The organism is Pseudomonas sp. H3(2019), assembly GCF_007713465.1.
Taxonomy (GTDB): domain Bacteria; phylum Pseudomonadota; class Gammaproteobacteria; order Pseudomonadales; family Pseudomonadaceae; genus Aquipseudomonas.
The window spans coordinates 65,962-91,379 of the sequence record NZ_VMSG01000022.1 but is presented as its reverse complement, the minus strand read 5'-3'; the positions used below and the strand labels follow the sequence as shown (position 1 = coordinate 91,379).

Below are 25,418 nucleotides of genomic sequence, written 5' to 3'. Positions count from 1 at the left end.
AACGTGGGAACGATCAGTAACTGCGTTTTGTCAGTTAAAACGTGCCGTCAGGTTTGTGACTGCTGCGCCCGAGCGCGGACCGGCCGACGGGAGCAAGACAAGTCAGGCAGGGCGCAGCGAGTAGGTTTTCAACTGGTGGGCGAAGTCGCGCAGCGATTGAATACCGCTGGCTTCGGCTTCGTGGACCCAATCCTTGATGGCCGCCAGCATGTCATGGCCATTTGAGCTGGTCTTGATCCAGATCTGCTGCAAGGCCAGGCGTTTCTCGTAAATTACCTTCAGTGCCTGGCTGTGCTCGAGCATGGTCTGGATGCGCACATGGTGCTTGTCATCCAGCAGGCTGGTTTCACGCGAGAGCAGTCGCTTGGCGCGATGGAATTGGTGGCGAACCGAATGGTCGACCTTTTCCAGCTCTTGCTTGACCAGCGGGCCGATCACCAGCTTGCGGTACTGGGCCATGATCTGGAAGCGGTTGTTGAGGATCGCCATGGCGGTGTCCATGTCCAGGATGCCTTTGCCTTCGACACGGTGGGCGATCGGCGCAACCCGCTGAACCTTGGCCAGGCGCAGGAAGCTGAAGACCTGGATCCACGCCCAGCCGAGGTCGAATTCCCACTTCTTCACCGACAGTTTCGCCGAGTTAGGGTAGGTGTGATGGTTGTTATGCAGTTCTTCACCGCCGATCAGAATGCCCCAGGGCACCAGATTGGTCGCTGCATCACGGCATTCGAAGTTGCGGTAGCCAACGGCATGACCCAGGCCATTGACCACGCCAGCGGCCCAGACCGGGATCCACATCATCTGGATTGCCCAGATGGTGATGCCGATGGTGCCGAACAGCAGCAGGTCGATGACGCCCATGATCGCCACGCCCAGCAGTGGATAAGGAGTGTAGAGCTTGCGTTCGATCCAGTCTTCGGGGCAATTCTTGCCGTAGATGCGCAGCGTCTCGGGGTTTTCCGCTTCGGCGCGGTACAGCTCGGCACCTTTGCGCAAGACCGTGGACAGGCCTTTGATCACCGGACTGTGCGGGTCGTCGACGGTTTCGCATTTGGCGTGATGCTTGCGGTGGATGGCAGTCCACTCGCGGGTGTTCTGCGCCGTGGTCAGCCACAGCCAGAAGCGGAAAAAGTGTTTAAGACCCGCATTGAGCTCAAGGGAGCGGTGTGCTGAATAACGATGCAGATAAACCGTGACGCCCACGATGGTGATGTGGGTCATTAACAGGGTGACTGCCACCAGTTGCCAGGGCGACAAGCCGAGTAAACCTTCGTACCACATAGGCTGTATGGCCCTCGATAAAGAAAAAAACAGCTGGCGCATTATCACTCAGCACACAGATAAAACCAGTCGCCCTTTCAGATAAGAGTGGCCGGATGTTTCTTTAATCTATAATTCCAACCTTTTTTGTAAGGCCATGGATGACCGCATGTCTGCTTCTTATCGCGATGCCTTGCGTGCAGCGCTGCTCTACCTGGTGTTTTCTGTCGTTTGGTTGAAATCCACTGGTTATTTATTAACCAATTTATTCGATGGATCCGCTGATCTTCAGCGATGGCAACTGATCAACGGTTATGTCTGGGTGGTGCTTAGCGCCGGGTTTATCTTCATTGCCCGGGCTCGTTTGCTGTGTTTTCTCGGGCTCGGCGCCAAATTGCGCCACCGTAACGAAGATCGCACTCGATTGCGCCAGGCGCAGGCGGTGTTCGATTGCACCCGTGAAGGGGTGTTGGTCACTGATCGCCAGAGGATGATCGTCCATGTCAATCGGGCCTTTATGGACATCACCGGTTATCAGGCCGAAGAGGTGTTGGGCCAGAGTCCCAACCTGTTCAAGTCTGGCCATCATCCGCCGGATTTCTATCTAGCAATATTCGAGAGTCTGAAACGCACCCGCGAATGGAGCGGCGAGGTCTGGAACCGGCGCAAAAGTGGTGAAATTTATCCGCAATGGCAGACCATCCGGGTCATTCACGATGACCGCGGCCAGCTCAGCCACTATGTGGCGGTGTTTTCCGACATCAGTGCGATCAAGAACTCCGAGCATGAACTCGCGCATCTGGCGCACCACGACCCGCTGACCGACCTGCCCAATCGTTTGCTGTTCAGTGATCGCGTCGAGCAGGCGCTGGCGTCGGCGCAGATCCACAAGCGCGGGTGTGCGTTGCTGATGATCGATCTGGACCATTTCAAGATGATCAACGACAGCCTCGGGCATAACGTTGGCGATCAACTGCTCAAAGCGATGGCGGTGCGTCTGCAAGGCCTGTTTGGCCCCGGTGTTACGCTGGCGCGGTTGGGTGGCGACGAGTTTGCCGTGTTGGCCGAGAACTGTCCGCAAGTGGTGCAGGCTGCCGCGTTGGCGCAGCGGATCATTGAGGGCCTGAAAGAGCCGTTTTTCATCGCGGCTCACCCGTTGTTCATCAACGCCAGTGTCGGTATCAGCCTGTTCCCCAGCGACGCGCTGAGCGCCGAACAATTGCTGCGCAATGCCGATTCGGCGTTGTTCAAGGCCAAGAGTTCGGGGCGCGACGGTTATGCCTTGTACACCGAGGAGTTGACCGCCCACGCCCAGCACCGGGTCGAGATGGCCTTCGAATTGCGCCGCGCGCTGGAGCAGCAGGAGTTGCGGGTGTACTACCAGCCGGTGCATGACCTCAAGATCAGCCGGTTGATCGGCGTTGAAGCGCTGGTTCGTTGGCAACATCCGCAGCGCGGGTTGGTGCCACCGGGTGAGTTCATTCCGATTGCCGAGCGCACTGGGTTGATCGCCGAGATTGATGCGTGGGTGATGCTACAGGCCTGCCAGCAGATGTGTGCCTGGCAGAACGCCGGGGTGGTGTTGTCGTTTATTGCGGTGAACGTTTCTACCCGCCTGTTTGCCCGGCGCGAACTGTTTGAGCGGGTTGCCCAAGTGCTGCACGACACGGGATTGGACCCGGCGTGCCTGGAGCTGGAAGTGACCGAAAGCGCGGTGATGGACGATCCGGAAGTCGCGCTGGAACAAATGCATCGTCTGCGCGAACTGGGCGTGCGGCTGGCCATTGATGACTTCGGCACGGGGTATTCATCGTTGCTGCGGCTCAAGCGCCTGCCGGTGCAGAAACTCAAGATCGACCAGGGCTTTGTCGCTGGCCTGCCGTTTGATGAGGACGATGCGGCGATCGTCCGAGTGATCATCGCCCTCGCGCAAAGCATGGGCATGCAGGTGCACGCCGAAGGCATCGAGCAGGTCGAGCAGGCGGCGTTTCTGCTCGAACAGGATTGTGATCTGGGCCAGGGTTACTGGTTTGGTCGGCCGATGCCGGCTCATGAGCTGGACTGGGCGCGGGCCCCAGTGATTTTTCAGCACTGATCGTTCCCACACAGAGCGTGGGAACGATCAGTCTTTCAGTTATATAAACATTCTTAAATAGTATTTTTAAGAATATCTGCGCCTATCTACTATTGCCCTCACGCCGTAAGCAGTGCCGCCACTGCCAGGCACATCTCATTGAAGGAGCAGCACCATGAGCGCATCTCTACGTAGCGTTGACGGCCAGGACGAAGCAACCATTCTGCGCGAGATCCAGAGCGCATTGCGCGATCTGCGCTTTGGGGCAGTAGAAATCACCGTGCACAACGCGCAGGTGGTTCAGATCGAACGCAAAGAGAAATTCCGTTTGCAGAACCCAGGCAACAAGCCGAGCTGAAGCACTACTCAAAGGGCAACCCGATTCCGGAAACCATAAGAACAGCCAACACAAAAAAATTCAGGAGCTGCACCATGTCGTCGATTCGCCGTTACGCTTTGGCCGCTCTGGCCAGCGCCATTTTTACAGGTGTCGCGGTTGCCAAGGATTATGAACTGCTCAACGTGTCGTACGACCCGACCCGCGAGCTGTATCAGGACTACAACGCCGAGTTCATCAATTTCTGGAAGAAAGAGCACGCTGGCGACAACGTGAAGATCCAGCAATCCCACGGTGGTTCGGGCAAACAGGGCCGGGCGGTGATTGATGGTCTGCGGGCCGATGTGGTGACCCTGGCCCTGGCCGGTGACATCGACGAAATCGCCAAACTCGGCAAGACCCTGCCGGCCGACTGGCAAAAACGCCTGCCGGACGCCAGCACGCCGTACACCTCGACCATCGTGTTCCTGGTGCGCAAAGGCAACCCCAAAGGCATCAAGGACTGGGGCGACCTGACCAAAAACGGTGTTGAAGTGATCACCCCGAACCCGAAAACCTCCGGCGGTGCGCGCTGGAACTTCCTCGCCGCCTGGGCCTATGGCCTGAAAGCCAACGGCGGTAACGAAGCCAAGGCCAAAGAGTACGTGCAAACCCTGTTCAAGCACGTCCCGGTGCTGGACACCGGCGCTCGCGGTTCGACCATTACCTTCGTCAACAATGGTCAGGGTGACGTGTTGCTGGCCTGGGAAAACGAAGCCTTCCTGGCGCTGAAAGAACAGGGCGGCGCTGACAAGTTCGACATCGTCGTGCCTTCGCTGTCGATCCTCGCCGAACCGCCCGTAGCGGTCGTCGACAAGAACGCCGAGAAGAAGGGTAACGAGCAAATCGCCGAAGCCTACCTCAAGCATCTGTACAGCCCGGCCGGTCAGGAAATTGCTGCGAAAAACTTCTACCGCCCGCGTGACAAGGACGTGGCCGCCAAGTACACCAAACAGTTCCCGACTCTGGAGCTGGTGACCATCGACAAGGATTTCGGTGGCTGGAAATCTGCCCAGCCGAAATTCTTCAATGATGGTGGCGTGTTCGACCAGATCTATCAGGCGCAGTAACCTGAAATAGCTGATAAACGAGCCCCGATCTCACCGTCGGGGCTTTGCGCGCTCTTAACCAAGGACTTTTATGTCGCGTCGTATCTCCCCCGTCATACCCGGCTTCGGGCTGACGCTGGGCTACACCTTGGTGTACCTCAGTCTGATTGTGCTTATACCTTTGGCGGCGATGTTCGTGCATGCCGCTCAACTCACCTGGGATCAGTTCTGGGCAATCATCTCGGCGCCACGGGTGCTGGCGGCATTGAAGCTCAGTTTCGGCACCGCGCTGTACGCCGCGATCATCAACGGCATCATCGGCACGTTGCTGGCCTGGGTGCTGGTGCGTTACACCTTCCCCGGACGCAAGATCATCGACGCGATGATCGATCTGCCGTTCGCATTGCCGACGGCCGTGGCCGGTATTGCGCTGACGGCGCTGTACACGCCGACCGGTCTGGTCGGGCAGTTCGCGGCGGATCTGGGGTTCAAGATCGCCTACACGCCGCTCGGCATCACCCTGGCGCTGACCTTCGTCACGTTGCCGTTCGTGGTGCGTACGGTGCAGCCGGTACTGGCCGACATCCCGCGAGAGATCGAAGAGGCCGCCGCGTGCCTGGGTGCCAAGCCGTTGCAGGTGTTTCGCTACGTTCTGGTGCCGGCGTTGCTGCCGGCCTGGCTGACCGGTTTTGCCCTGGCGTTCGCCCGGGGCGTTGGCGAGTACGGCTCGGTGATTTTCATTGCCGGCAACATGCCGATGAAAACCGAAATCCTGCCGTTGCTGATCATGGTCAAGCTCGACCAATACGACTACACCGGCGCGACCTCCATTGGCGTGCTGATGCTGGTGGTTTCCTTCGTCCTGTTGCTGCTGATCAACTTGTTGCAGCGGCGCATCGAAACCCCATAAGGAGGCGCGAAAAATGTCCCAATCGTCTATTGCCGCCGCGTCTTCGGCCAATGCCGCCCGTCGCGGTAGTGCTACCTCGCGGCTGATTCTGATTGGCCTCGGCTGGCTGATTTTTGCGCTGTTCCTGTTGCTGCCACTGTTCATCGTGGTGTCCCAGGGCTTGAAGCTGGGCCTCGGCGCGTTCTTCACCGCGATCTTCGAACCGGATGCTTTGTCGGCCCTGAAGCTGACCGTCATTGCGGTACTGATTTCGGTGCCGTTGAACCTGGTGTTCGGCGTCAGCGCGGCCTGGTGCGTGAGCAAATACTCATTCCGTGGCAAGAGCATGCTGGTGACCCTGATCGACTTGCCGTTCTCGGTATCGCCAGTGATCGCGGGTTTGGTCTACGTGCTGATGTTTGGTGCCCAGGGGATTTTTGGCCCGTGGCTGCAGGACCACGATATCCAGATCGTCTTCGCCTTGCCGGGCATCGTGCTGGCGACGATTTTCGTCACCGTGCCGTTTGTGGCGCGTGAACTGATTCCGCTGATGCAGGAGCAAGGCACGCAGGAAGAGGAGGCCGCGCGGTTGTTGGGTGCTAACGGTTGGCAGATGTTCTGGCACGTGACGGTGCCGAACATCAAGTGGGGCCTGATCTACGGCGTGGTGCTGTGTACCGCGCGGGCGATGGGCGAGTTCGGTGCGGTGTCGGTGGTTTCCGGGCACATTCGCGGGGTGACCAACACTCTGCCGCTGCACGTCGAGATCCTCTACAACGAATACAACCACGTTGCCGCGTTTGCCGTTGCGAGCCTGTTGCTGATCCTGGCGCTCTTCATCCTGCTGCTCAAGCAGTGGAGCGAAAACCGTATTAACCGCCTGCGCGCCAGCGCCGCGGAGGAATAAGTCATGTCGATCGAAGTCCGTAATGTCAGCAAGAACTTCAATGCCTTCAAGGCGCTGAACAGCATCAACCTGGACATCCAGAGCGGCGAACTGGTGGCCTTGCTTGGCCCGTCCGGCTGCGGCAAAACCACCTTGCTGCGGATCATCGCCGGCCTGGAAACCCCGGACGCTGGCAGTATCGTGTTCCACGGCGAAGACGTCTCCGGCCACGACGTGCGTGATCGCAACGTCGGCTTTGTGTTCCAGCACTACGCCTTGTTCCGCCACATGACCGTGTTCGACAACGTCGCGTTCGGCCTGCGCATGAAGCCGAAAAACCAGCGTCCGAGCGAAAGCCAGATCGCGGTCAAAGTCCACGAACTACTGAACATGGTGCAACTGGATTGGCTGTCGGATCGCTACCCGGAACAACTCTCCGGCGGTCAGCGCCAGCGCATCGCCTTGGCCCGTGCCTTGGCGGTTGAGCCGAAAGTCTTGCTGCTCGACGAACCTTTCGGCGCGCTGGATGCCAAGGTCCGTAAAGAGCTGCGGCGCTGGCTGGCGCGGCTGCACGAAGACATCAACCTGACCTCGGTATTCGTGACTCACGACCAGGAAGAGGCGATGGAAGTGGCCGACCGCATCGTGGTCATGAACAAGGGTGTGATCGAGCAGATCGGTTCACCGGGCGACGTCTACGAAAACCCGGCCAGCGATTTCGTGTATCACTTCCTCGGTGATTCGAACCGTCTGCACCTGGGCGACGACAACCACGTGCTGTTCCGTCCTCACGAAGTGTCGCTGTCGCGCACCGAGCTGGACGATCACCACGCGGCGCTAGTGCGCGATATCCGTCCGCTGGGTGCGACCACCCGCATCACCTTGAAGGTCGAAGGTCAGAGCGAACTGATCGAAGCGGAAGTGGTGAAAGATCACGACAGCCTGACCGGGCTGGCCAAGGGCGAGACGTTGTTCTTCAAGCCCAAGGTCTGGCAGAAAGTCGCCAATCTCTAGACAGATCGTTCCCATGCTCTGCGTGGGAACGCCTAACCGGACGCTCTGGACGCGGAGCGTCACGGGCTGCATTCCCACGCGGGAGCGTGGGAATGATCTTTCAGACTGCCGCATTCTTGCGATTGACCCGTACCCCGCCAGCCCGCGCCTCGATCTGCTCTTTGAGCTCATGCCGCAACCCCAGCAAAAACGCCAGTTCCACCACCACAAACAACGGCCCGACGATCAATCCCGTCACATCATCGACAAACGCCGGTTTGCGTCCTTCGTAGTGATGGCCGACAAACTGGATCGCCCAGCCGACCACAAACATCGCGATGCCACTGCTCAACCAGAGCAAGGTGCTGTGCGCTGCGAGAATCTGGCCTAGCCAAACGGACAGGCCCAGTAGCACTGTCATCACCACCCCAAGGCGCACTTCAAGGCGCAAATAGAACCACGCCGAGGCCAGCGCCAACAGCGCCGCTGGAGACAGCCAGAGCCCGGCCACCGGCGATCCTGGCCGTGACAGCAACACCGCGACGGCGACCACGATCAGCGGAATGCCAATGAAGTGGCTGGCGATGTTGCGCGGGTCACGGTGGTATGCGGCGTATTGACTGAGGTGGTCAACGAGGCTTTTCATTGTTATTCCTCCTGTAGGGATCTCGATCATGCCCTGCGGTCCGTCGTTGCTCTGTCAGCCAGACGACAATCATCTCGGAGTTTTCATGGATATGCAGGCCTGGCGGTCACGCCTGATGAGAGGCCAGTGGTTCAGCCATTTGCCGCCCTTGTTACAGGATAGTCTGCTGTCCCTGGCCCGCGTGCGGCGGTTGTCGCCGGGGCAACGGCTGTTCAAGCGCGGTGATCCGCCGTGTGGTCTGTACGCGGTGCTCGAAGGTGCGATACGCGTGGGCGCCGTGAGTGAGCAGGGCAAGGAGGCGTTGTTGAGCCTGATCGAGCCGCCGTACTGGTTCGGCGAAATCAGTCTGTTCGATGGCCAGCCACGCACCCATGACGCCTATGGCGTGGGCCACTGCATTCTGTTGCACATCCCCCAGGCCCCGTTGCTCGCCTTCCTCGAAGAGCACCCGCAACACTGGCGCCAGTTGGCGTTGCTGATGAGCCATAAGTTGCGCCTGACGTTCATCAATCTCGAACAGTTGACGCTGCTGCCGGCCCCGGCCCGCGTGGCGCATCGCTTGCTGATGATCGCCGACGGCTACGGTGAGATCGAACCGGCACGGCGCACCTTGCAGCTGCCGCAGGAGCAGTTGGCGTTGTTGCTTTCGCTGTCGCGGCAGACCACGAACCAGATCCTCAAGGACCTGGAGAACCAGGGCATTCTCAACCTGAGTTATGGCGAGATAGAGATCCTCGATGCAGGTCGGTTGCGGGCGATGGCGAGCGTCTGAGTCGGCCGCCTCATCCGAAATAACCGTTAGTGATGGGCTTTGTGCACCAAGGCGCCTAGCCTGTGTTTACGATTATTCGAGGTGTGCCATGCGTTTGCTGTTAGTGGAAGACGAACCCGAGACCGCGAAACTTCTGGCCCAGGGCCTGAGCGAAGCCAGTTATGTAGTGGATGTGGCGGACAACGGCATGGCCGGTCGACGCTTCATCGAAGCGGGTGAGTACGATTTGATCATCCTCGACGTGATGCTGCCCGGCCTCAACGGCTGGCAGCTGTTGCAACAGATCCGCCAGCTCGGCGCAACGCCGGTGCTGTTCCTGACCACCCACGATGGTATTGAAGACCGGCTGCGCGGGTTGGAACTGCATGAGGATGACTACCTGCTCAAACCGTTCGCGGTGAGCGAGCTGGTGGCGCGGGTGCGCAAGTTGCTCAGACGTGATCGAGGGCGCTGAGGTCTCTTGGGCGCCTCGGGTCCCTGATGATTAACACGAACCTGCGGAGCGAGTCAGGCGAAAAAATGAGCTAAACTTTGCCTTAATAATGCATTAAATATGATGCATATTTAGCTATTTATTAGAAATGCACTGTATATGATGCATGGGGTTCGAATGGAAAGCCTTGGCGAACTGATCAGATTGCTACGTAAAGAGCGAAAGCTGTCACAACAAGACCTGGCAAAGCAGTATGGCATGAGCCGTGCCACGATCTCGGGTATCGAGAACAACACCCTCTCCGAAATCGGTATCCGCAAGGTTGAAGCAATTCTCAACGGCTTTGGGTACGAGCTCGCGGCCGTGCCCCGGCAATCGAAGCGTCCGACTCTGGATACCCTGAAAAAGGAAAACTTCCATGGTTGAATCGCAGGATAGGGACAGGTTGCATATCAGTGTGTCCGGCACCCCGGTAGGAACTCTGGGCCGCAGTCAGTCTCGCATTGATTCAGTGTTTACCTACACCGAAGACGTGCTGGAAGAAAACGCCGTCTCGCTGACCATGCCGGCTCGCCTCGAGAGCTATACGTGGGAAAGAGGAGTGCCACCGGTTTTCGAAATGAATCTGCCGGAAGGCTCTCTGCGCGATGAGCTGGTTCGTCGTTTCAGCAAGGCGGTTCGAGGGTTTGACGACTTCGCGATGCTAGCGATCATCGGTCCGCATCAACTGGGGCGGCTGGGGATTGCAGACACCCAGGATGCAAGCGACCGGCCACCTGAAACCTGCCTTGCGGACCTACTGGTGCATGACGGTGCTCAGGGTTTGTTTGAAGATCTGGTGCACACCTATGGTCAGTATTCGGGTGTTTCCGGTGTGCAGCCCAAAGTGCTTGTCCGTGACAGCGCGACAACCGTCGATCGCCTGACCCATCGAGGGGCAACTCATCTGGTCAAGACCTTCCGTCCAGAGGAATACCCTGAGTTGGCCGCCAACGAATACTTTTGTATGCGGGCTGCATTGCATTCGGGTCTTGAGGTACCGAAGTTCGAGCTCAGCGAGCGCGGCAAATTTCTGGTCGTCGAACGCTTCGATCTGAATGACCAGGGCTATCTGGGCTTTGAAGATTTCTGCGTGCTCAATGCCTGGCCTTCCAGGGCAAAATACGATGGCTCATACGAAGGTGCCGCCAGGCAGATCAAGGAATTTGTCTCCCCGTCCTTGCTTAACCGGGCCCTTGAGTCATTTTTCAAGATCGTTGTCCTGTCATCCGGTCTGAAAAATGGCGACGCCCACCTCAAGAACTTCGGTGTGCTTTACGAGCACTGCGGCGCCGATGCGCAAATCAGCCTTGCTCCGGCCTATGACATCGTCACAACCTCGGTCTACATCAAGACAGACAGCATGGCGTTGCTGTTGGGTGGATCAAAGGCATGGCCCAAATACAAAATGCTGATGCGTTTTGGTCGGTCTGCCTGCAGCCTGACCGAGGGGCGTTGTAATGAACTGCTGCAGCAAGTCGCCCACGGGATGGAGGTAGCGATGGCTGAGATGGTTGATTACATCAAGGCAAACAGTGCCTTTTCTGAGGTGGGTGAAGCGATGTTGGAGCAGTGGAAATCAGGCGTTGAGCGCAGTCTCGTGAAAGGCTGATCACCGCAACCCATCCCGAAACTGCCCCGGCGTCATCCCGGTCCAGCGTTTGAAGGCACGGCTGAAGCTGCTGGTGTCGGCGAATCCGAGCAGATAACTGATTTCGCTCAACGAGCACTGCGGGTCTCGCAAGTGCAGCAGTGCCAGATTTTCACGACACTCATTGAGCAGCGTATCGAACCGGCAACCTTCGTCCGCCAGGTGCCGTTGCAAGCTGCGTAAACTCAAGTGCAAGGTCTCGGCGATACGTTCGGCGCTGGGTTCGCCTTCCGGCAGTTGTGCTTCGATGGCATCGAGCACCTTGCGCTCCCAGGTCAGCAGGCGCAGTTGCGTCAGGGCGCGCTTGAGTACGGTTTCGTTGTGTTCGGCCAGCTCCGGGTTGGCGTCATCCAGATGGCTTTCGAAGTCTTCGATGGAAAACTCCAGCCGGTCTTCGTCAGCGGCAAAGAAGATCGGCGCGCGGAACACCGCGTGCCATTGTTTCGGGTCGACCGGTTCCGGGCGACGCAGGTACACCGCCAGCGGCGCATAGTCCCGGCCCAGACGGTTGCGACAGGTGCGCACGTAGATCGCGGCGAAGGCGTCGATCGCTTCCCGTGCTGGCGCCGGGCTGCCTTCGGGAACCTTGAGGGTGAAGTAATAGCGGTCTTCGCCACGGGTCAGTTCGAGGTCCAAGGCGTCGCTGATCACCTGGTGATACCGCACGATGCGCTCGAACACCTCACGCAGACTGCCACTGGCCACCAAGGCATAACCCAACGCGTGGAAGGTGGTCGGGCTGACGAACCGCGAAACCCGCAAGCCAATCGCCGGGTCGCCGCTGACCTCGACCGCCAGTTCCCACAGTCGGGTGGTGGCCGATAACGGATAGCGGGCATTGGGGTCGTCCATCAGTTTTGGGTCGAGCCCGGCTTGCAGGCACAGCGCGTGGCTGTCGAGGCCGAGGGCGTCGAGTTGCTTGCGCAAAGCGCGGGTCCAGCTGGCGAGTGAGGTAGGTTCAATCATGATGATTGGCGCTTCCGGTCAACAGGTTGGCGTTCACAGCTAACGCCCGAAGCAATCGCACAGGGCAGGATGCGAACATCAATAACTAAAGGATGGAAGCATGTACGGTACTTCTGCAAGTCCTGAACGCCTGAATGCACAACAACGATCAGCACATATTCGTGAAGTGGTGCTCGCCCGCGGTGTCGAACTGCGTCAACGCTACCCGATTCTCAATCATCAAGACGCGTTGGGCGCGGGCATTCTGGCCTTCGCCCTGGCCGGGATAATCGGCTCGGCGGCGCTCTACATGACCGGGCACATGGCCTGGTGGGTGTGTTTGCTGCTGAATGCGTTTTTTGCATCGCTGACCCATGAGCTGGAACACGACCTGATTCACAGCATGTATTTTCGCAAGCAACGCGTGCCGCACAACCTGATGATGGGCTTGGTCTGGCTGGCGCGGCCGAGCACCATCAACCCGTGGATCCGCCGCCATCTGCACCTCAACCATCACAAGGTGTCCGGCAGTGAAGCCGACATGGAAGAACGCGCTATCACCAACGGCGAGCCTTGGGGCATCGCGCGTTTGCTGATGATCGGCGACAACGTGATGTCGGCGTTTATCCGCATGCTGCGGGCCAAGACCTGGACGCATAAATTCAGCATCATCAAGCGCACGCTGAAGGTTTACGCGCCACTGGCGCTGGTGCATTGGGGGGCGTGGTACCTGTTTCTTGGTTTCCACGCGGCCAACGGCATTGCGTGTTTGCTGGGAACCTCGGTGGAGTGGTCGGCGACCACGCTGTCGGTGATGCAGGTGATTGATATCGCCGCCGTGGTGATCATCGGCCCGAACGTGCTGCGCACCTTTTGCCTGCACTTCGTCAGCTCGAATATGCATTACTACGGCGACATCGAGCCGGGCAACGTGATCCAGCAGACCCAGGTGCTCAATCCATGGTGGATGTGGCCGTTGCAGGCGTTCTGCTTCAACTTCGGCAGCAGCCATGGCGTCCATCATTTTGTGGTGAAGGAACCGTTTTATATCCGCCAGCTGACCGTGCCGGTGGCGCACAAGGTGATGCACGAGATGGGCGTGCGCTTCAATGATTTTGGCACGTTTGGGCGGGCGAACCGGTTTGTGCGCAAGGAGCTGCAGACAATCGAAACGGTGCGGGAAGCTCAAGCGTAGATCGTTCTCAGGCGTGTTCCTCGGCAGCCCTTTGATTCCGGGCGCTGGCAGGAAATGCTGATTTTTTTATACGATAAAATTATATATAAATCATAAAATATTACTTTAGGGGATAAGTAATTGAAGCGATGATTCATCCGTCGAAGCGGTCACGTGGGGGCGTCAGGCGCAGGCGGATCTATTCATTGAACCGCAACCTGTCCGTGTTAAACATTTGAAGATTACCGAGCTGTCGGTGATTACCACGGGTTAACAGATTTTCGATTTCCGGGGCCGTCTCCTTGGCAGGGTGCGGCCCCTTTTTTTGTCCTGAATCAACTGCCAACCAGTAACCCTGTGGGAGCGAGCTTGCTCGCGATGGCGCCGCCACATTCAACATTGATGGTGACTGATTTGCCGCTATCGCGAGCAAGCTCGCTCCCACAGGGGCAGGTTTTATATTCGATATAGATATTAATAAATATCTTCTTATTCCTTAACGAATATAAATCCCGTCCCTATACTCGATCAGGAACAGACACGCACAGGAGAGCTCCCCATGCGCAACGAATCAATTCGCTACCTGATTGTGCCGGGCTGGCAAGGATCGCCAGATGATCATTGGCAAAGCCATTGGCAGAACAGCCTGCCGAACAGCGCACGGGTGGAGCAGGCCGACTGGTTGACGCCACGCCGTGAAGATTGGGTCGCGGCGCTGGCCGAAGCGATTGATGCCGACAGCACACCGGTGATCCTGATCGCCCACAGCCTGGGCTGCATCACCGTTGCCCATTGGGCGGCCGCTGCGCCGTTGCAGGCTTTGCGTCAGGTTCGCGGGGCCTTGCTGGTTGCGCCTGCCGACGTCGAACGCCCGGCCTGCGCGCCAGCGTTGCGCAATTTTGCACCGATTCCGACGCACCTGCTGCCGTTCCCGAGCCAGGTTGTGAGCTCCGACAACGATGCCGCCGTCAGCGCTCCACGGGCGCTTGAACTGGCACGTAACTGGGGCGCTGAGGCGGGGATTCTGGCGGGGGCCGGGCACATCAACGTGAAGTCCGGCCACCATCGTTGGGAACAGGGTTTCGCCTACCTGTATCGCCTGCAAAACCGCATGGAACAGCACGCCCTGCGCCGCGCTTGAACCTCTTTTTTATTTAAACGCCCCCGTCTCCCGGCGGTTATGGGCGGGAGTCTGCCATGAGTTTGCATGAGTCTTTCGGTCAGCCCTTGCTGACTTTTCCCGACGCTGAAAAAAGCCCGTTGAGCATTCGCGCCAAGGCGCTGGTGTTCGTCGACCCACGCTCGCGTCAGCTGCGCCAAGAGCTGGAGCAACTGGCGCCGCGCTCGATCTCGGTGTTGATTCGCGGTGAAACCGGCAGTGGCAAAGAGCTGTTGGCACGGCACATTCACCGCGCCAGTGATCGTGGCGGTTTGTTCGTGTCGGTCAACTGCGGCGCCATTAGCCCGACCTACGCCGATGCCGAGTTGTTTGGTTATGCCGGTGGCAGCTTCAGCGGCTCGGCCAGCAGTCGCGCCGGGTGGTTTGGTTCGGCCAATGGCGGGACGTTGTACCTGGATGAAATCGGCGATTTGCCGTTGCCGATTCAGATCAAACTGCTCGCCGCCCTGGAGAATCACGAAGTCACCCGCGTGGGTGCCCAGCAACCGAGCCCGGTGGATGTGCGACTCGTGGCGGCGACCAGCATCGATCTGGCACAAGCCGTGGCGGCCGGTAAATTCCATGAGCGGCTCTACCACTACCTCAGCGAAGGTCAGCTCGAATTGCCGGCCTTGCGTGAGCGAGTCGGTGACATTCAATCACTGGCCGAGTATTTCCTCGGTATCTACAGCCAGCGCCTCGACCTGCCGGTGCCGTTTATCAGCGACGCGGCACAGCAGGTTCTGGAGCGACACAGCTGGCCGGGCAATACCCGTGAGCTGGAGAACGTCATTCACTTTGCGTTGCTGGTGAGCAGTGGCGAGGAGATTCTGCCTGCGCATTTGAATTTACCTCTAACACCCTCGCCGCTGGAGCAGGTCGAGCAGCAGGTGGCGCAAGTGATCAAAAACGGCACTGTTGACGAGCGATCCGCTTTAAAAAGCCGGCTGATAAGACTGACGCAAATCCTGTAGCAGCTGGCGTAGCCTGCGTTCGGCTGCCTAGCAGACGCAAAATGATCGAACTCATTTTTGCTGAGCAAATGCGGTGTCTGGATGACGACCGCTGCGCGGCCGAACGCAGCCTTCGGCAGCTGCTACAAAGTGTGTGGTGCCTGTATGAACAAAATGGAATATGAAAGTGAATAAAAGATATTGTTCGGGAATAAAAAATCTCGGTATTGTCCGCACCACACCAGCGATAGCACTTCACTGGCATTTCATTTTTTAGCCGTTGTCGATAACGACAAATAAGGACACTGCATGAAAAAGGTTCTGTTGTTCACCGCATTGGCGGCTGCCCTGACTGCGGGCCTGGCCCAGGCTGGCGAAAAACTGGTGGTTGCCGCAACGCCGGTGCCGCACGCCGAGATCCTCGAGCTGATCAAACCAACCCTCGCCAAAGAAGGCGTGGATCTGGAAATCAAGGTCTTCACCGACTACGTACAACCGAACGTGCAGGTCGATCAGAAGCGTCTGGACGCCAACTACTTCCAGACCCTGCCGTACCTGCAAAGCTTCAACGAAGGCAAAGGCACTCACCTGGTGACCGTGATCGGCGTCCACGTCGAACCGTTCGGCGGCTACTCGAAAAAGGTCAAAACCCTGGCTGAGCTGAAAGACGGCGCAACCATCGCTATCCCGAACGAAGGCAGCAACAGCGGCCGTGCGCTGATCCTGTTGCAGAAAGCCGGCCTGATCGAATTGAAAGACCCAAAAAACGCCCTGGCTACCCCGAAAGACATCGCCAAGAACCCGCACAACTTCAAGTTCAAGGAACTGGAATCGGCGATGCTGCCGCGTGTGCTGGATCAGGTCGACCTGGACATGATCAACACCAACTACGCGCTGGAAGCGGGTCTGAACCCGGCTAAAGATGCGCTGGTGATCGAAGGTGCGGATTCGCCCTACGTGAACTTCCTGGTCGCGCGTCCAGACAACAAGGACAGCGCAGCGATGCAGAAACTGGCCAAGGCCCTGACCAGCCCTGAAGTGAAGGCATTCATCGCCAAGAAGTACAACGGCGCGGTACTGCCGGCGTTCTGATTGAGCGGTAAACCCTTCAAAGTTTCAACGCCGACGGCTTTCGATAGCGTCGGCGTGATCATGCCTCTACGGACGCTCCGCGTTCGGCTCTGGATGTGACGCAGAGCGTCACTGGCTGCATTCCCACGCAGAGCGTGGGAACGATCATCAGGCCACTCTGGCCTTCAACGCCCGGCGCAACGCCGCCAATAACTTCACGATGTCCTGCGGATCCAGCCGCTGGGGTGTTTGCACATCTGCCATTTTTATCGTCCTTGTGATGGTTCGGCCGGGGGAGTGTGGCCGCACGCTGCTCGTCCTTGGAGGGGCAATCTGAAAAAAAGATCCCTCCTACAGCGCAAAGGAAAATAGCTGTCTCCCGCTGTCGCCGCCATTCCAGCAGATAGTTTTTTGCGTGATATCAATATGCTCTATCGGTATTTAAATGTTTATTTTTATACCTTTAAAGTCGATTCCTGCCGGGCTGTTATCGACAGCTCAATGGACTGCGCCACCGTCGCTTACCCTGCGGCGTTCAGGATCTTCAATGACGTTCGATTACGCTTTTATCCTCAGCACCCTGCCGGCGTTTCTGCGCGCCGTGGGCGTGACACTGCAGGTCGGTCTGATCGCCATCGGCACTTCGTTGCTGGTAGCCCTGATCAACGCGACGCTCCTGGTGTTCCGCACACCGTACTTGCAGCGCCTGGTGGCGTTGTACGTGGAACTGGCGCGCAACACCCCGCTGCTGATTCAACTGTTCTTCGTGTACTTCGCGTTGCCAGCGCTTGGGGTGAAGGTGTCCGGGTTTGCGGCGGCGATCATCACCATGACCTTTCTTGGTGGTGCCTACCTCACGGAGGTGCTGCGGGCCGGCGTTGAAGCGGTACCTGCGGCACAACTGGAGTCGGGGCGCTCCATCGGCCTGTCCCACTGGCAATTGCTGCGTTACGTGATCCTGCCGCAAGCGGGGCTCCTCAGCTTGCCATCGCTGTTCGCCAACTTCATTTTCCTGCTCAAGGAGACCACCGTGATCTCGGCGGTGGCGGTGCCGGAGATTCTCTACACCACCAAGAGCTACATCGCGCTGTACTACAAAACCTACGAAATGCTCGCCGTGCTGACGCTGATCTGCGTGCTGCTGTTCTTGCCGTTGTCGCTGCTGCTCAGCCGTCTGGAAAGGAGGCTCCAGCATGGCCAGTTCGGGTCTTGAATTGCTCTGGGTGTCCTTGCCGCAGTTAGGCAAAGGCGCTGCGCAAACCTTGTCGATTTCGTTTTTGAGCATCGCCATCAGCACGCTGGGCGGAGTGCTTTACGGCGTGCTGTGCAGCCTGAACTCGAAGTGGTTGAAGGCGATTTTGCGGGTTTATCTGGAGCTGTTCCGGGCAATCCCGGTGCTGGTCTGGCTGTATTTGCTGTTCTTCGGCCTGCCAATTTTTTTCGGCCTGAGCCTGCCGGGTTTCTGGTGCGCGGTGCTGGTGTTGTCGTTGTGGGGCGCCAGCGAAGTCGGCGAGGTGGTACGCGGTGCGTTGCATTCCTTGCCCCGCGGCCAGCGTGAAGCGGGCTTGTCGATCGGGCTGTCTGGCCCGCAACTCTTCGGTTATGTGCTGCTGCCCCAGGCACTCAAACGCATGACGCCGCCGACCATCAACGTCTACACGCGGATCATCAAGACCAGTTCGCTGGCGGTGTTGATCGGCGTGGTCGACGTGATCAAGGTCGGCCAGCAGATCATCGAGCGCACCTACGAATCGGTGTTGATCTACGGCGCGTTGTTCCTGTTTTTCTTCTTTATCTGCTACCCGCTCTCGGCCGCTTCCCGCGTGCTGGAACGGCGCTGGACGCAAGCATGAGCGCATTGATCGAGTTCAAGGGTTTCAACAAGTTCTTCGGTGAGCATCAGGTTCTGAACGGGATCGACTTGAGCGTCGAAACCGGCGAAGTGATCGTCATCCTCGGCCCCAGCGGCTGCGGTAAAAGCACCTTGCTGCGTTGCCTCAACGGTCTGGAAGTCGCCCACAGCGGCGAGCTGCGTTTTGCCGGGCGCGAGTTGCTGAGCAAGGCCACCGACTGGCGCGAAGTGCGTCAGCAGATCGGCATGGTGTTCCAGAGCTATCACCTGTTTCCACACATGAGCGTGCTCGACAACCTTTTGCTTGGCCCGCTGAAGGTGCAAAAACGTCCACTGCGTGAAGCCCGGGAGCAAGCATTGGCGTTGCTCGAACGAGTCGGTCTTTCAGACAAGCGCGAGGCTTTCCCGCGCCAGCTTTCCGGTGGTCAGCAGCAACGCATCGCCATCATCCGTTCACTGTGCATGAACCCGCAGGTGATGCTGTTCGATGAAGTCACCGCCGCCCTTGACCCGGAGATGGTCAAGGAAGTGCTGGAAGTGATTCAGGGCCTGGCCCGCGACGGCATGACGCTGTTGATCGTCACCCATGAAATGGCCTTCGCCCGCGCGGTGGCCGACCGCATTGTGTTCATGGATGCCGGGCGCATCCTCGAACAAAACCCCCCCGAGATTTTCTTTACGAACCCGCAAACCGCACGAGCGCAGCAGTTCCTGGAGAAGTTCTCCTACGTCGAAGCACTGCCTAAAAAGACACTTGCAAAGGAACTGGAACCCTCATGAAAACTGCCAAGTCTTCACTGCTGCTACTCCCCTTGTTCGGCCTCGCGCTGCTGGCCGGGTGCAACAAATCCGAACAAGCCGCCAAGCCTGCGGCCTCTACCGCCAGCGCGGCGCCTGCGGCCAGCTACCTGGAGAAAATCAAGGCACGGGACAAGCTGATCGTCGGTGTGTTCACCGACAAACCGCCGTTCGGCTTCGTCGATGAAGCCGGGCGCTACGTGGGTTTTGATACCGATATCGGCCGTCAATTCGCCAAGGATCTGCTGGGCGACGAGAACAAGGTCGAGTTCGTCGCGGTCGAGCCGGCGAGCCGGATTCCGTTCCTGCAAAGCGACAAGGTCGACCTGATCCTCGCCAACATGACCGTCACCCTGGAGCGCAAGGAAGCGGTGGAATTCACCAACCCGAACCTCAAGGTTGCGGTGCAGGCGCTGGTGCCGCAGGCAAGCACGGTCAAAAGCCTCGATGACCTGGCAACCCGCACCACTATCGTCACCACCGGCACCACTGCCGATATCTGGCTGACCAGGAACCACCCGGACTGGAAGCTGCTGAAGTTCGAGAAAAACACCGAGTCACTGCAAGCCCTGGCCAGCGGTCGCGGCGATGCGTACGCGCAAGACAATCTGGTGCTGTTCAGCTGGGCCAAACAGAACCCGGGCTACCGCGTGTTGACGGAGACCCTGGGTGCCGAGGCACCGATTGCGCCTGCGGTAAAGAAGGGCAATATCGAACTGCGTGACTGGGTCAACGCCGAGCTGGCAAAGCTGGGTGAAGATAAATACTTGCTCAAGCTTTACGACCAGTACGTGCGTAAAGAACTGAGCGATGACACCCAGCCTGAGAGCGTGATTGTCGAAGGCGGGAAGTGGCAGGGGTAAGTCCAGACCTTTGCCGTGATGATCATTCCCACGCTCTGCGTGGGAATGCCTCACCGGACGCTCAGCGTCCCTGGCTACATTCCCACGCGGAGCATGGGAACGATCTATGTAGGTTCAGTCCGGCCAGTTCCACGCAGGTGTATCCAGCCCATCCCCCTCGCCACAAGGCGCCCGATTGCCATACCCCCTCGATTTTTCAGTCTCCGGGTGCAGTAGCCAAACCCTGATCTAAGCTCTCACTCGTACCGTCACGTGTCCGCCCGCATCACGCCCGCCCGTATCACGCAAAGGAGCTTGCATGGCTGGTCTCGGATTGAAATGTATCGTTGGCCTGAGCCTGTTTGCTCTGCTGGCCGCGTGCGGCGATAAAAAGCCGGTCGAGAAGGAACGCCCGCGGGTGTTTGTGCAAGAGGTTCAACCGACCAATTTCGCCGCTTCGGTGACCCTGACCGGGGATGTTCAGGCGCGGGTTCAGACCGAATTGTCGTTTCGCGTAGCGGGCAAGATCATCCAGCGCATGGTGGATGTCGGCGATCGGGTTTCGGCCAAACAAGTGTTGGCCAGACTCGACCCGAAAGACCTGCAGACCAGTGTTGATTCGGCCCAGGCCCAAGTGGTCGCCGAGCAGGCTCGGGTCAAACAGACTGCTGCCGCGTTCGTCCGCCAGCAAAAACTCTTGCCCAAGGGTTACACCAGCCAAAGCGAATACGATTCCGCACAGGCTGCATTGCGCAGCAGCCAAAGCGCGTTGACCGCAGCACGGGCGCAGTTGGCCAATGCCCGCGAGCAACTGAGTTACACCGCGCTGATTGCCGACGCGCCCGGTGTGATTACGGCGCGTCAGGCTGAAGTCGGCCAGGTGGTGCAGGCCACGGTGCCGATTTTCAGCCTGGCCCGGGATGGCGAGCGTGACGCGGTGTTCAATGTCTACGAATCGCTGTTGAGCGCGCCGCCATCGAACCGCTCGGTGGTGGTCAGCCTGCTCGACAACCCGAAGATCAACACCACCGGCACGGTGCGCGAAATTACCCCGGCGGTTTCGGCGCAAACCGGTACAGTGCAGGTCAAGGTCACCCTCAGCGCATTGCCCGAAGGCATGCGGTTGGGCTCGGTGGTCAGTGCCACGGCCCAGGTGCCGGGCACGTCTGTGATCGAATTGCCCTGGGCAGCGCTGACCAAGAACCTCAGTGATCCGGCGGTGTGGTGGGTGGACGCCAATGGCAAGGCACAGTTGCAGGCCGTCAAAGTGGGGCGTTACCTGACCGGCAAAGTGGTCATCAGCGAAGGCCTGAAGGGGGGCGAAAAAGTCGTCACGGCTGGCGGCCAGTTGTTGCACCCCGATGTATTGGTCGAGATCGTTACGCCGCTCGCCGAAGGTTCGACGGGGGCCCAGCCATGAAGCGCGTGTTGCTGCTGTTTTCGATGGGCCTGCTGTTGGCTGCCTGCTCGAAAAAGGAAGTACCCCCGGAGCCGGTGCGCCCGGTGCTGTCGATCGAAGTGCATTCTCTTGACCAGCAGGACCTCGGGCGTTTCGCCGGGAGCATTCAGGCGCGCTACGAAAGCAACCTTGGTTTCCGTGTGCCCGGACGTATCGCCAGCCGCAATGTGGATGTCGGCAGCGAAGTCAGGAAGGGCGCGTTGCTGGCAACCCTCGACCCGACCGATCAGCAGAACCAGTTACGTGCCGCCCAAGGCGATCAGGCGAAAGTCGAGGCGCAGCTGATCAATGCCAAGGCCAATGCACGCCGTCAGCAGGAACTGTTCAACAAGGGGGTGGGCGCTCAGGCGGATCTGGACATCGCCCAGACCGACCTGACAACCACCCAGGCTTCACTGGACCAGGCCAGGGCGGCGGTCAGTCAGGCCCGGGACCAGCTCAATTACACCGAGCTGCGTACCGATCACGCCGCGATCGTGACGGCCTGGAACGCCGAGGCCGGACAGGTGGTAACGGCCGGCCAGCAAGTGGTGACGCTGGCGCGGCCCGACATCAAGGAAGCGGTCATCGATCTGCCGGCGGGCCTCGCCGAGCAATTGCCCGTCGATGTGGTGTTTGCAGTTGCGGCGCAACTTGACCCGAGTATCCACAGCACTGCCACCATCCGCGAGATCGAGCCGCAGGCGCAAAGCGCGACCCGAACTCGCCGCGCTCGCTTGACCCTGGCCGAGACGCCGCGGGGTTTTCGTCTTGGTACGGCGATCAGCGTGACCCTGAGTTCGGCCATCGAGCCGCGTATCGAATTGCCGCTGACGGCCTTGCAGGAAGTCGACGGTAAAACCCGTATCTGGGTGGTCGACAAACAGACCCAGACGGTTTCCCCACGAGACGTCACCCTGCTCAGTCGTGGCACCGACAGCGTAATCCTCGCGCACGGCGTCAAAAGTGGTGAACGAGTGGTCAGCGCCGGTGTGAACAGCCTCAAACCGGGGCAAAAAGTCAAAGTCGACGAGGGCAGCCCACAATGAAAGGGAGCTTCAACTTATCCGAGTGGGCCATCAAGCATCAGTCCTTCATCTGGTATTTGATGTTCGTCGCCTTGCTGATGGGCGTTTTTTCGTACCTCAATCTGGGGCGCGAAGAAGACCCGTCCTTCACCATCAAAACCATGGTGATCCAGACCCGCTGGCCCGGTGCGACCCAGGAAGAAACCCTCAAGCAGGTCACTGACCGTATCGAGAAAAAACTCGAAGAGCTCGACTCGCTCGACTACGTGAAGAGCTACACCCGGCCCGGCGAATCCACGGTCTACGTCAACTTGCGTGACACCACCAGTGCCAAGGACATCCCGGAAATCTGGTACCAGGTGCGCAAGAAGATCAACGACATTCGCGGCACCTTCCCCCAGGGCATACAGGGCCCGTCGTTCAACGACGAGTTCGGTGATGTATTTGGCTCGGTGTACGCCTTTACCTCCGACGGCCTGTCGATGCGCGAGTTGCGCGACTACGTCGAGCAGGCCCGCGCCGAGCTTCGCGACATACCGGGACTGGGCAAGATCGAGATGGTCGGCCAGCAGAATGAAGTGCTCTACCTGAACTTCTCCACCCGCAAACTGGCGGCACTCGGCATCGACCAGCGTCAGGTGGTGCAGAGCCTGCAAACCCAGAACGCCGTGACCCCGGCCGGGGTGATCGAGGCCGGTCCAGAACGGATTTCCGTGCGCACCTCCGGGCAGTTCGCCTCGGAAAAAGACCTGGAGACGGTCAATCTTCGGCTCAACGATCGCTTCTACCGTTTGGCCGATATCGCTGAAATCAGCCGTGGTTACGTCGACCCGGCGTCACCGATGTTCCGCTTCAACGGCCAGCCGGCCATCGGCCTGGCAATTGCGATGCAGAAGGGCGGCAACATTCAGGTCTTCGGTAAGGCACTGCACCAGCGCATAGACGAACTGACAGCCGAGCTGCCGGTGGGCGTCGGTGTGCACAACGTGTCGGATCAGGCTGAAGTGGTGGAGGAGGCGGTCGGTGGCTTTACCAGTGCGTTGTTCGAGGCGGTCATCATCGTGCTGGCGGTCAGCTTCATCAGCCTTGGCGTGCGTGCCGGGCTGGTGGTGGCGTGTTCGATTCCGCTGGTGCTGGCGGTGGTCTTCGTGTTCATGGAGTACAGCGGCATCACCATGCAGCGGATTTCCCTCGGTGCGTTGATCATCTCCCTGGGGCTGTTGGTGGACGACGCAATGATCACCGTCGAGATGATGGTCACGCGCCTGGAAATGGGCGAAACCAAGGAGCAGGCGGCGACGTTTGCCTACACCTCGACGGCGTTTCCGATGCTGACCGGGACCCTGGTAACGGTCGCGGGCTTCGTGCCGATAGGCCTGAACGCCAGCTCCGCCGGTGAGTACACCTTCACCTTGTTTGCGGTCCTTACCGCGGCCATGCTCGTGTCGTGGATCGTCGCGGTGCTGTTCGCCCCGGTGATCGGCGTGCACATCCTCAGCGCCAACGTGAAACCGCATGCTGCGGAGCCCGGGCGCATCGGCAAGGCGTTCAACGGTGGCTTGTTGTGGAGCATGCGCAACCGCTGGTGGGCGATCAGCATTACGGTGCTGTGCTTTCTGCTGGCGGTGTTTTGCATGCGTTTCGTGCAGAACCAGTTCTTCCCGTCGTCGGATCGCCCGGAAATCCTCGTCGATCTCAACCTGCCACAAAACGCCTCGATGGATGAAACCCGCAGGGCCGTCGACCGTTTCGAAGCGACCCTCAAGGGCGATCCGGACATCGTGCGCTGGAGCAGCTACATCGGCCAGGGCGCGATTCGTTTCTACCTGCCGCTCGACCAGCAATTGCAGAACCCCTACTACGCGCAACTGGTGATCGTCAGCAAGGATTTCAAAACCCGACAGGTGCTGAGCGAGCGCTTGCGCGAACGCCTGCGCAAGGACTTCGTCGGCATTGGCAGCTTTGTGCAAGCCCTGGAGATGGGGCCGCCCGTAGGCCGGCCGATCCAGTACCGGGTCAGTGGCAAAGACATCGATCAGGTGCGCAAGCACGCCATCGACCTGGCCAGCGAGCTGGACAAGAGCCCGCACATCGGCGAGATCATTTTCGACTGGAACGAACCGGGCAAAGTCCTGCGCATTGACATCGCCCAGGACAAGGCGCGGCAACTCGGGTTGTCGTCCGTAGACGTGGCGAACCTGATGAACAGCATCGTCAGTGGCTCGGCGGTGACCCAGGTCGATGATGATATCTACCTGATCAATGTGGTCGGGCGTGCCGTGGACGCCGAGCGCGGTACGCCGGAAACCCTGCAAAACCTGCAAATCGTCACGTCCAGCGGAACGTCGATCCCGCTACTGGCCTTTGCCACCGTGCGTTATGAACTGGAGCAGCCGCTGGTCTGGCGTCGCGACCGCCAACCGACCGTCACCATCAAGGCGGCGGTGCGCGACCAGATTCAACCGACCGACCTGGTGATGCTGCTAAAACCTGCGATCGAGAAGTTCACTGCCGGGTTGCCGGTGGGCTATAAGGTCGCTACCGGCGGTACGGTCGAAGCAAGCGGCAAGGCCCAAGGGCCGATCGCCAAAGTCGTGCCGCTGATGCTGTTTCTGATGGCGACCTTCCTGATGATCCAGTTGCACAGCGTGCAGAAGCTGTTTCTGGTGGCGAGTGTCGCGCCGCTGGGTTTGATTGGTGTGGCGCTGGCGCTGATTCCGACGGGGACGCCGATGGGCTTTGTGGCGATTCTCGGGATCCTGGCGCTGATCGGCATCATCATCCGCAACTCGGTGATTCTGGTGACTCAGATTGATGAGTTCGAGAGCAACGGATATTCACCGTGGGACGCCGTAGTGCAAGCCACCGAGCACCGTCGCCGACCGATTCTGCTCACCGCCGCGTCGGCCTGCCTGGGCATGATCCCGATTGCCCGGGAAGTGTTCTGGGGGCCGATGGCCTACGCGATGATCGGCGGGATCATTGTTGCCACCTTGCTGACGCTGCTGTTCCTGCCGGCGCTGTATGTGGCCTGGTACAAGATCAAGGAGCCGAAGAAGTCCTCGTAATGATCGTTCCCACGCTCCGTGT

24 protein-coding genes are annotated in these 25,418 nt (G+C 59.1%); 21 read left to right on the top strand and 3 right to left on the bottom strand.

Features of this window, described 5'->3' with window-relative positions:
* Positions 1-102: 102 nt before the first annotated feature.
* Entirely contained in the window at positions 103-1,281 is a 1,179-nt protein-coding gene (gene desA, locus FPT12_RS20945) for a delta-9 fatty acid desaturase DesA (protein ID WP_145019489.1), read from the bottom strand.
* Positions 1,282-1,429: 148 nt separating this feature from the next.
* On the opposite strand from desA, the gene dibA reads away from it, so the two are divergent.
* The 6 genes from dibA (at position 1,430) to FPT12_RS20915 (ending at position 7,548) form a co-directional block, all read left to right on the top strand.
* The gene (gene dibA / locus FPT12_RS20940) at positions 1,430-3,355 is read left to right on the top strand and encodes a phosphodiesterase DibA (protein WP_145019487.1); all 1,926 of its coding nucleotides are present in this window, start codon (positions 1,430-1,432) and stop codon (positions 3,353-3,355) included.
* Positions 3,356-3,509: 154 nt separating this feature from the next.
* On the top strand, positions 3,510-3,692 hold the full coding sequence (oscA, locus tag FPT12_RS20935; protein ID WP_007941032.1) for a sulfur starvation response protein OscA: 183 nt from the start codon (positions 3,510-3,512) through the stop codon (positions 3,690-3,692).
* A 74-nt stretch (positions 3,693-3,766) separates the two neighbouring features.
* Positions 3,767-4,780, top strand: coding sequence for a sulfate ABC transporter substrate-binding protein (locus FPT12_RS20930; RefSeq protein ID WP_145019484.1), 1,014 nt, complete (start codon positions 3,767-3,769; stop codon positions 4,778-4,780).
* A gap of 70 nt (positions 4,781-4,850) precedes the next feature.
* Positions 4,851-5,669: a sulfate ABC transporter permease subunit CysT gene (gene cysT / locus FPT12_RS20925; RefSeq protein WP_145019482.1), complete on the top strand. Its 819-nt coding sequence runs from the start codon at positions 4,851-4,853 to the stop codon at positions 5,667-5,669.
* Between the two features lie 13 nt (positions 5,670-5,682).
* A complete protein-coding gene (cysW, locus tag FPT12_RS20920) occupies positions 5,683-6,555 on the top strand; it encodes a sulfate ABC transporter permease subunit CysW (protein WP_145019479.1) in 873 nt (290 codons plus the stop codon).
* 3 nt (positions 6,556-6,558) lie between these two features.
* The gene (locus tag FPT12_RS20915; protein ID WP_145019476.1) at positions 6,559-7,548 is read left to right on the top strand and encodes a sulfate/molybdate ABC transporter ATP-binding protein; all 990 of its coding nucleotides are present in this window, start codon (positions 6,559-6,561) and stop codon (positions 7,546-7,548) included.
* A gap of 100 nt (positions 7,549-7,648) precedes the next feature.
* Here the strand turns inward: FPT12_RS20915 and FPT12_RS20910 are convergent, their stop codons facing one another.
* Positions 7,649-8,173: a DUF962 domain-containing protein gene (locus FPT12_RS20910; RefSeq protein WP_145019473.1), complete on the bottom strand. Its 525-nt coding sequence runs from the start codon at positions 8,171-8,173 to the stop codon at positions 7,649-7,651.
* An 85-nt stretch (positions 8,174-8,258) separates the two neighbouring features.
* Here FPT12_RS20910 and FPT12_RS20905 point away from each other — a divergent pair, with 85 nt between their 5' ends.
* The 4 genes from FPT12_RS20905 to FPT12_RS20890 all read left to right on the top strand — a co-directional run bounded on the left by FPT12_RS20905 (position 8,259) and on the right by FPT12_RS20890 (position 11,029).
* On the top strand, positions 8,259-8,945 hold the full coding sequence (locus FPT12_RS20905) for a Crp/Fnr family transcriptional regulator (protein ID WP_145019470.1): 687 nt from the start codon (positions 8,259-8,261) through the stop codon (positions 8,943-8,945).
* A gap of 88 nt (positions 8,946-9,033) precedes the next feature.
* Positions 9,034-9,399 (top strand): response regulator, encoded by a 366-nt coding sequence (locus FPT12_RS20900; protein ID WP_145019467.1) that lies wholly within the window; start codon positions 9,034-9,036, stop codon positions 9,397-9,399.
* A 156-nt stretch (positions 9,400-9,555) separates the two neighbouring features.
* Positions 9,556-9,804: a helix-turn-helix domain-containing protein gene (locus FPT12_RS20895; RefSeq protein ID WP_145019463.1), complete on the top strand. Its 249-nt coding sequence runs from the start codon at positions 9,556-9,558 to the stop codon at positions 9,802-9,804.
* Complete coding sequence (locus tag FPT12_RS20890; RefSeq protein WP_145019460.1) at positions 9,797-11,029, top strand: type II toxin-antitoxin system HipA family toxin; 1,233 nt, start codon at positions 9,797-9,799, stop codon at positions 11,027-11,029. The genes FPT12_RS20895 and FPT12_RS20890 overlap by 8 nt, the downstream gene beginning before the upstream one ends.
* Here the strand turns inward: FPT12_RS20890 and FPT12_RS20885 are convergent, their stop codons facing one another.
* Positions 11,030-12,034, bottom strand: coding sequence for an AraC family transcriptional regulator (locus tag FPT12_RS20885; protein WP_145019457.1), 1,005 nt, complete (start codon positions 12,032-12,034; stop codon positions 11,030-11,032).
* A gap of 100 nt (positions 12,035-12,134) precedes the next feature.
* Here FPT12_RS20885 and FPT12_RS20880 point away from each other — a divergent pair, with 100 nt between their 5' ends.
* The 11 genes from FPT12_RS20880 to FPT12_RS20825 all read left to right on the top strand — a co-directional run bounded on the left by FPT12_RS20880 (position 12,135) and on the right by FPT12_RS20825 (position 25,396).
* On the top strand, positions 12,135-13,208 hold the full coding sequence (locus tag FPT12_RS20880; protein WP_145019454.1) for a fatty acid desaturase: 1,074 nt from the start codon (positions 12,135-12,137) through the stop codon (positions 13,206-13,208).
* Positions 13,209-13,746: 538 nt separating this feature from the next.
* The gene (locus tag FPT12_RS20870) at positions 13,747-14,328 is read left to right on the top strand and encodes an alpha/beta hydrolase (protein ID WP_145019448.1); all 582 of its coding nucleotides are present in this window, start codon (positions 13,747-13,749) and stop codon (positions 14,326-14,328) included.
* Positions 14,329-14,384: 56 nt separating this feature from the next.
* Complete coding sequence (locus tag FPT12_RS20865; RefSeq protein ID WP_145019445.1) at positions 14,385-15,320, top strand: sigma 54-interacting transcriptional regulator; 936 nt, start codon at positions 14,385-14,387, stop codon at positions 15,318-15,320.
* Positions 15,321-15,608: 288 nt separating this feature from the next.
* Positions 15,609-16,391 (top strand): MetQ/NlpA family ABC transporter substrate-binding protein, encoded by a 783-nt coding sequence (locus FPT12_RS20860; RefSeq protein ID WP_019691162.1) that lies wholly within the window; start codon positions 15,609-15,611, stop codon positions 16,389-16,391.
* A gap of 526 nt (positions 16,392-16,917) precedes the next feature.
* A complete protein-coding gene (locus tag FPT12_RS20855) occupies positions 16,918-17,583 on the top strand; it encodes an amino acid ABC transporter permease (RefSeq protein ID WP_145019443.1) in 666 nt (221 codons plus the stop codon).
* A complete protein-coding gene (locus FPT12_RS20850; protein ID WP_145019440.1) occupies positions 17,564-18,223 on the top strand; it encodes an amino acid ABC transporter permease in 660 nt (219 codons plus the stop codon). Before FPT12_RS20855 ends, FPT12_RS20850 begins: the two co-directional genes overlap by 20 nt.
* Complete coding sequence (locus FPT12_RS20845; RefSeq protein WP_145019437.1) at positions 18,220-19,002, top strand: amino acid ABC transporter ATP-binding protein; 783 nt, start codon at positions 18,220-18,222, stop codon at positions 19,000-19,002. The genes FPT12_RS20850 and FPT12_RS20845 overlap by 4 nt, the downstream gene beginning before the upstream one ends.
* Positions 18,999-19,883 (top strand): transporter substrate-binding domain-containing protein, encoded by an 885-nt coding sequence (locus FPT12_RS20840; protein ID WP_145019434.1) that lies wholly within the window; start codon positions 18,999-19,001, stop codon positions 19,881-19,883. Before FPT12_RS20845 ends, FPT12_RS20840 begins: the two co-directional genes overlap by 4 nt.
* A gap of 298 nt (positions 19,884-20,181) precedes the next feature.
* Positions 20,182-21,282, top strand: a complete 1,101-nt coding sequence (locus FPT12_RS20835; protein ID WP_145019431.1) for an efflux RND transporter periplasmic adaptor subunit — start codon at positions 20,182-20,184, stop codon at positions 21,280-21,282.
* Positions 21,279-22,349 carry an efflux RND transporter periplasmic adaptor subunit gene (locus FPT12_RS20830; RefSeq protein WP_145019428.1) on the top strand — a complete coding sequence of 357 codons (1,071 nt, stop codon included), beginning with the start codon at positions 21,279-21,281 and terminating at the stop codon, positions 22,347-22,349. Before FPT12_RS20835 ends, FPT12_RS20830 begins: the two co-directional genes overlap by 4 nt.
* Positions 22,346-25,396, top strand: a complete 3,051-nt coding sequence (locus tag FPT12_RS20825; RefSeq protein ID WP_145019426.1) for an efflux RND transporter permease subunit — start codon at positions 22,346-22,348, stop codon at positions 25,394-25,396. Before FPT12_RS20830 ends, FPT12_RS20825 begins: the two co-directional genes overlap by 4 nt.
* The last annotated feature ends 22 nt before the right edge of the window (positions 25,397-25,418 follow it).

Coding starts and splice junctions, on each gene's coding strand:
- desA (WP_145019489.1), bottom strand. CDS start 1,281: ATGTGGTACGAAGGTTTACTCGGCTTGTCGCCCTGGCAACTGGTGGCA.
- dibA (WP_145019487.1), top strand. CDS start 1,430: ATGTCTGCTTCTTATCGCGATGCCTTGCGTGCAGCGCTGCTCTACCTG.
- oscA (WP_007941032.1), top strand. CDS start 3,510: ATGAGCGCATCTCTACGTAGCGTTGACGGCCAGGACGAAGCAACCATT.
- FPT12_RS20930 (WP_145019484.1), top strand. CDS start 3,767: ATGTCGTCGATTCGCCGTTACGCTTTGGCCGCTCTGGCCAGCGCCATT.
- cysT (WP_145019482.1), top strand. CDS start 4,851: ATGTCGCGTCGTATCTCCCCCGTCATACCCGGCTTCGGGCTGACGCTG.
- cysW (WP_145019479.1), top strand. CDS start 5,683: ATGTCCCAATCGTCTATTGCCGCCGCGTCTTCGGCCAATGCCGCCCGT.
- FPT12_RS20915 (WP_145019476.1), top strand. CDS start 6,559: ATGTCGATCGAAGTCCGTAATGTCAGCAAGAACTTCAATGCCTTCAAG.
- FPT12_RS20910 (WP_145019473.1), bottom strand. CDS start 8,173: ATGAAAAGCCTCGTTGACCACCTCAGTCAATACGCCGCATACCACCGT.
- FPT12_RS20905 (WP_145019470.1), top strand. CDS start 8,259: ATGGATATGCAGGCCTGGCGGTCACGCCTGATGAGAGGCCAGTGGTTC.
- FPT12_RS20900 (WP_145019467.1), top strand. CDS start 9,034: ATGCGTTTGCTGTTAGTGGAAGACGAACCCGAGACCGCGAAACTTCTG.
- FPT12_RS20895 (WP_145019463.1), top strand. CDS start 9,556: ATGGAAAGCCTTGGCGAACTGATCAGATTGCTACGTAAAGAGCGAAAG.
- FPT12_RS20890 (WP_145019460.1), top strand. CDS start 9,797: ATGGTTGAATCGCAGGATAGGGACAGGTTGCATATCAGTGTGTCCGGC.
- FPT12_RS20885 (WP_145019457.1), bottom strand. CDS start 12,034: ATGATTGAACCTACCTCACTCGCCAGCTGGACCCGCGCTTTGCGCAAG.
- FPT12_RS20880 (WP_145019454.1), top strand. CDS start 12,135: ATGTACGGTACTTCTGCAAGTCCTGAACGCCTGAATGCACAACAACGA.
- FPT12_RS20870 (WP_145019448.1), top strand. CDS start 13,747: ATGCGCAACGAATCAATTCGCTACCTGATTGTGCCGGGCTGGCAAGGA.
- FPT12_RS20865 (WP_145019445.1), top strand. CDS start 14,385: ATGAGTTTGCATGAGTCTTTCGGTCAGCCCTTGCTGACTTTTCCCGAC.
- FPT12_RS20860 (WP_019691162.1), top strand. CDS start 15,609: ATGAAAAAGGTTCTGTTGTTCACCGCATTGGCGGCTGCCCTGACTGCG.
- FPT12_RS20855 (WP_145019443.1), top strand. CDS start 16,918: ATGACGTTCGATTACGCTTTTATCCTCAGCACCCTGCCGGCGTTTCTG.
- FPT12_RS20850 (WP_145019440.1), top strand. CDS start 17,564: ATGGCCAGTTCGGGTCTTGAATTGCTCTGGGTGTCCTTGCCGCAGTTA.
- FPT12_RS20845 (WP_145019437.1), top strand. CDS start 18,220: ATGAGCGCATTGATCGAGTTCAAGGGTTTCAACAAGTTCTTCGGTGAG.
- FPT12_RS20840 (WP_145019434.1), top strand. CDS start 18,999: ATGAAAACTGCCAAGTCTTCACTGCTGCTACTCCCCTTGTTCGGCCTC.
- FPT12_RS20835 (WP_145019431.1), top strand. CDS start 20,182: ATGGCTGGTCTCGGATTGAAATGTATCGTTGGCCTGAGCCTGTTTGCT.
- FPT12_RS20830 (WP_145019428.1), top strand. CDS start 21,279: ATGAAGCGCGTGTTGCTGCTGTTTTCGATGGGCCTGCTGTTGGCTGCC.
- FPT12_RS20825 (WP_145019426.1), top strand. CDS start 22,346: ATGAAAGGGAGCTTCAACTTATCCGAGTGGGCCATCAAGCATCAGTCC.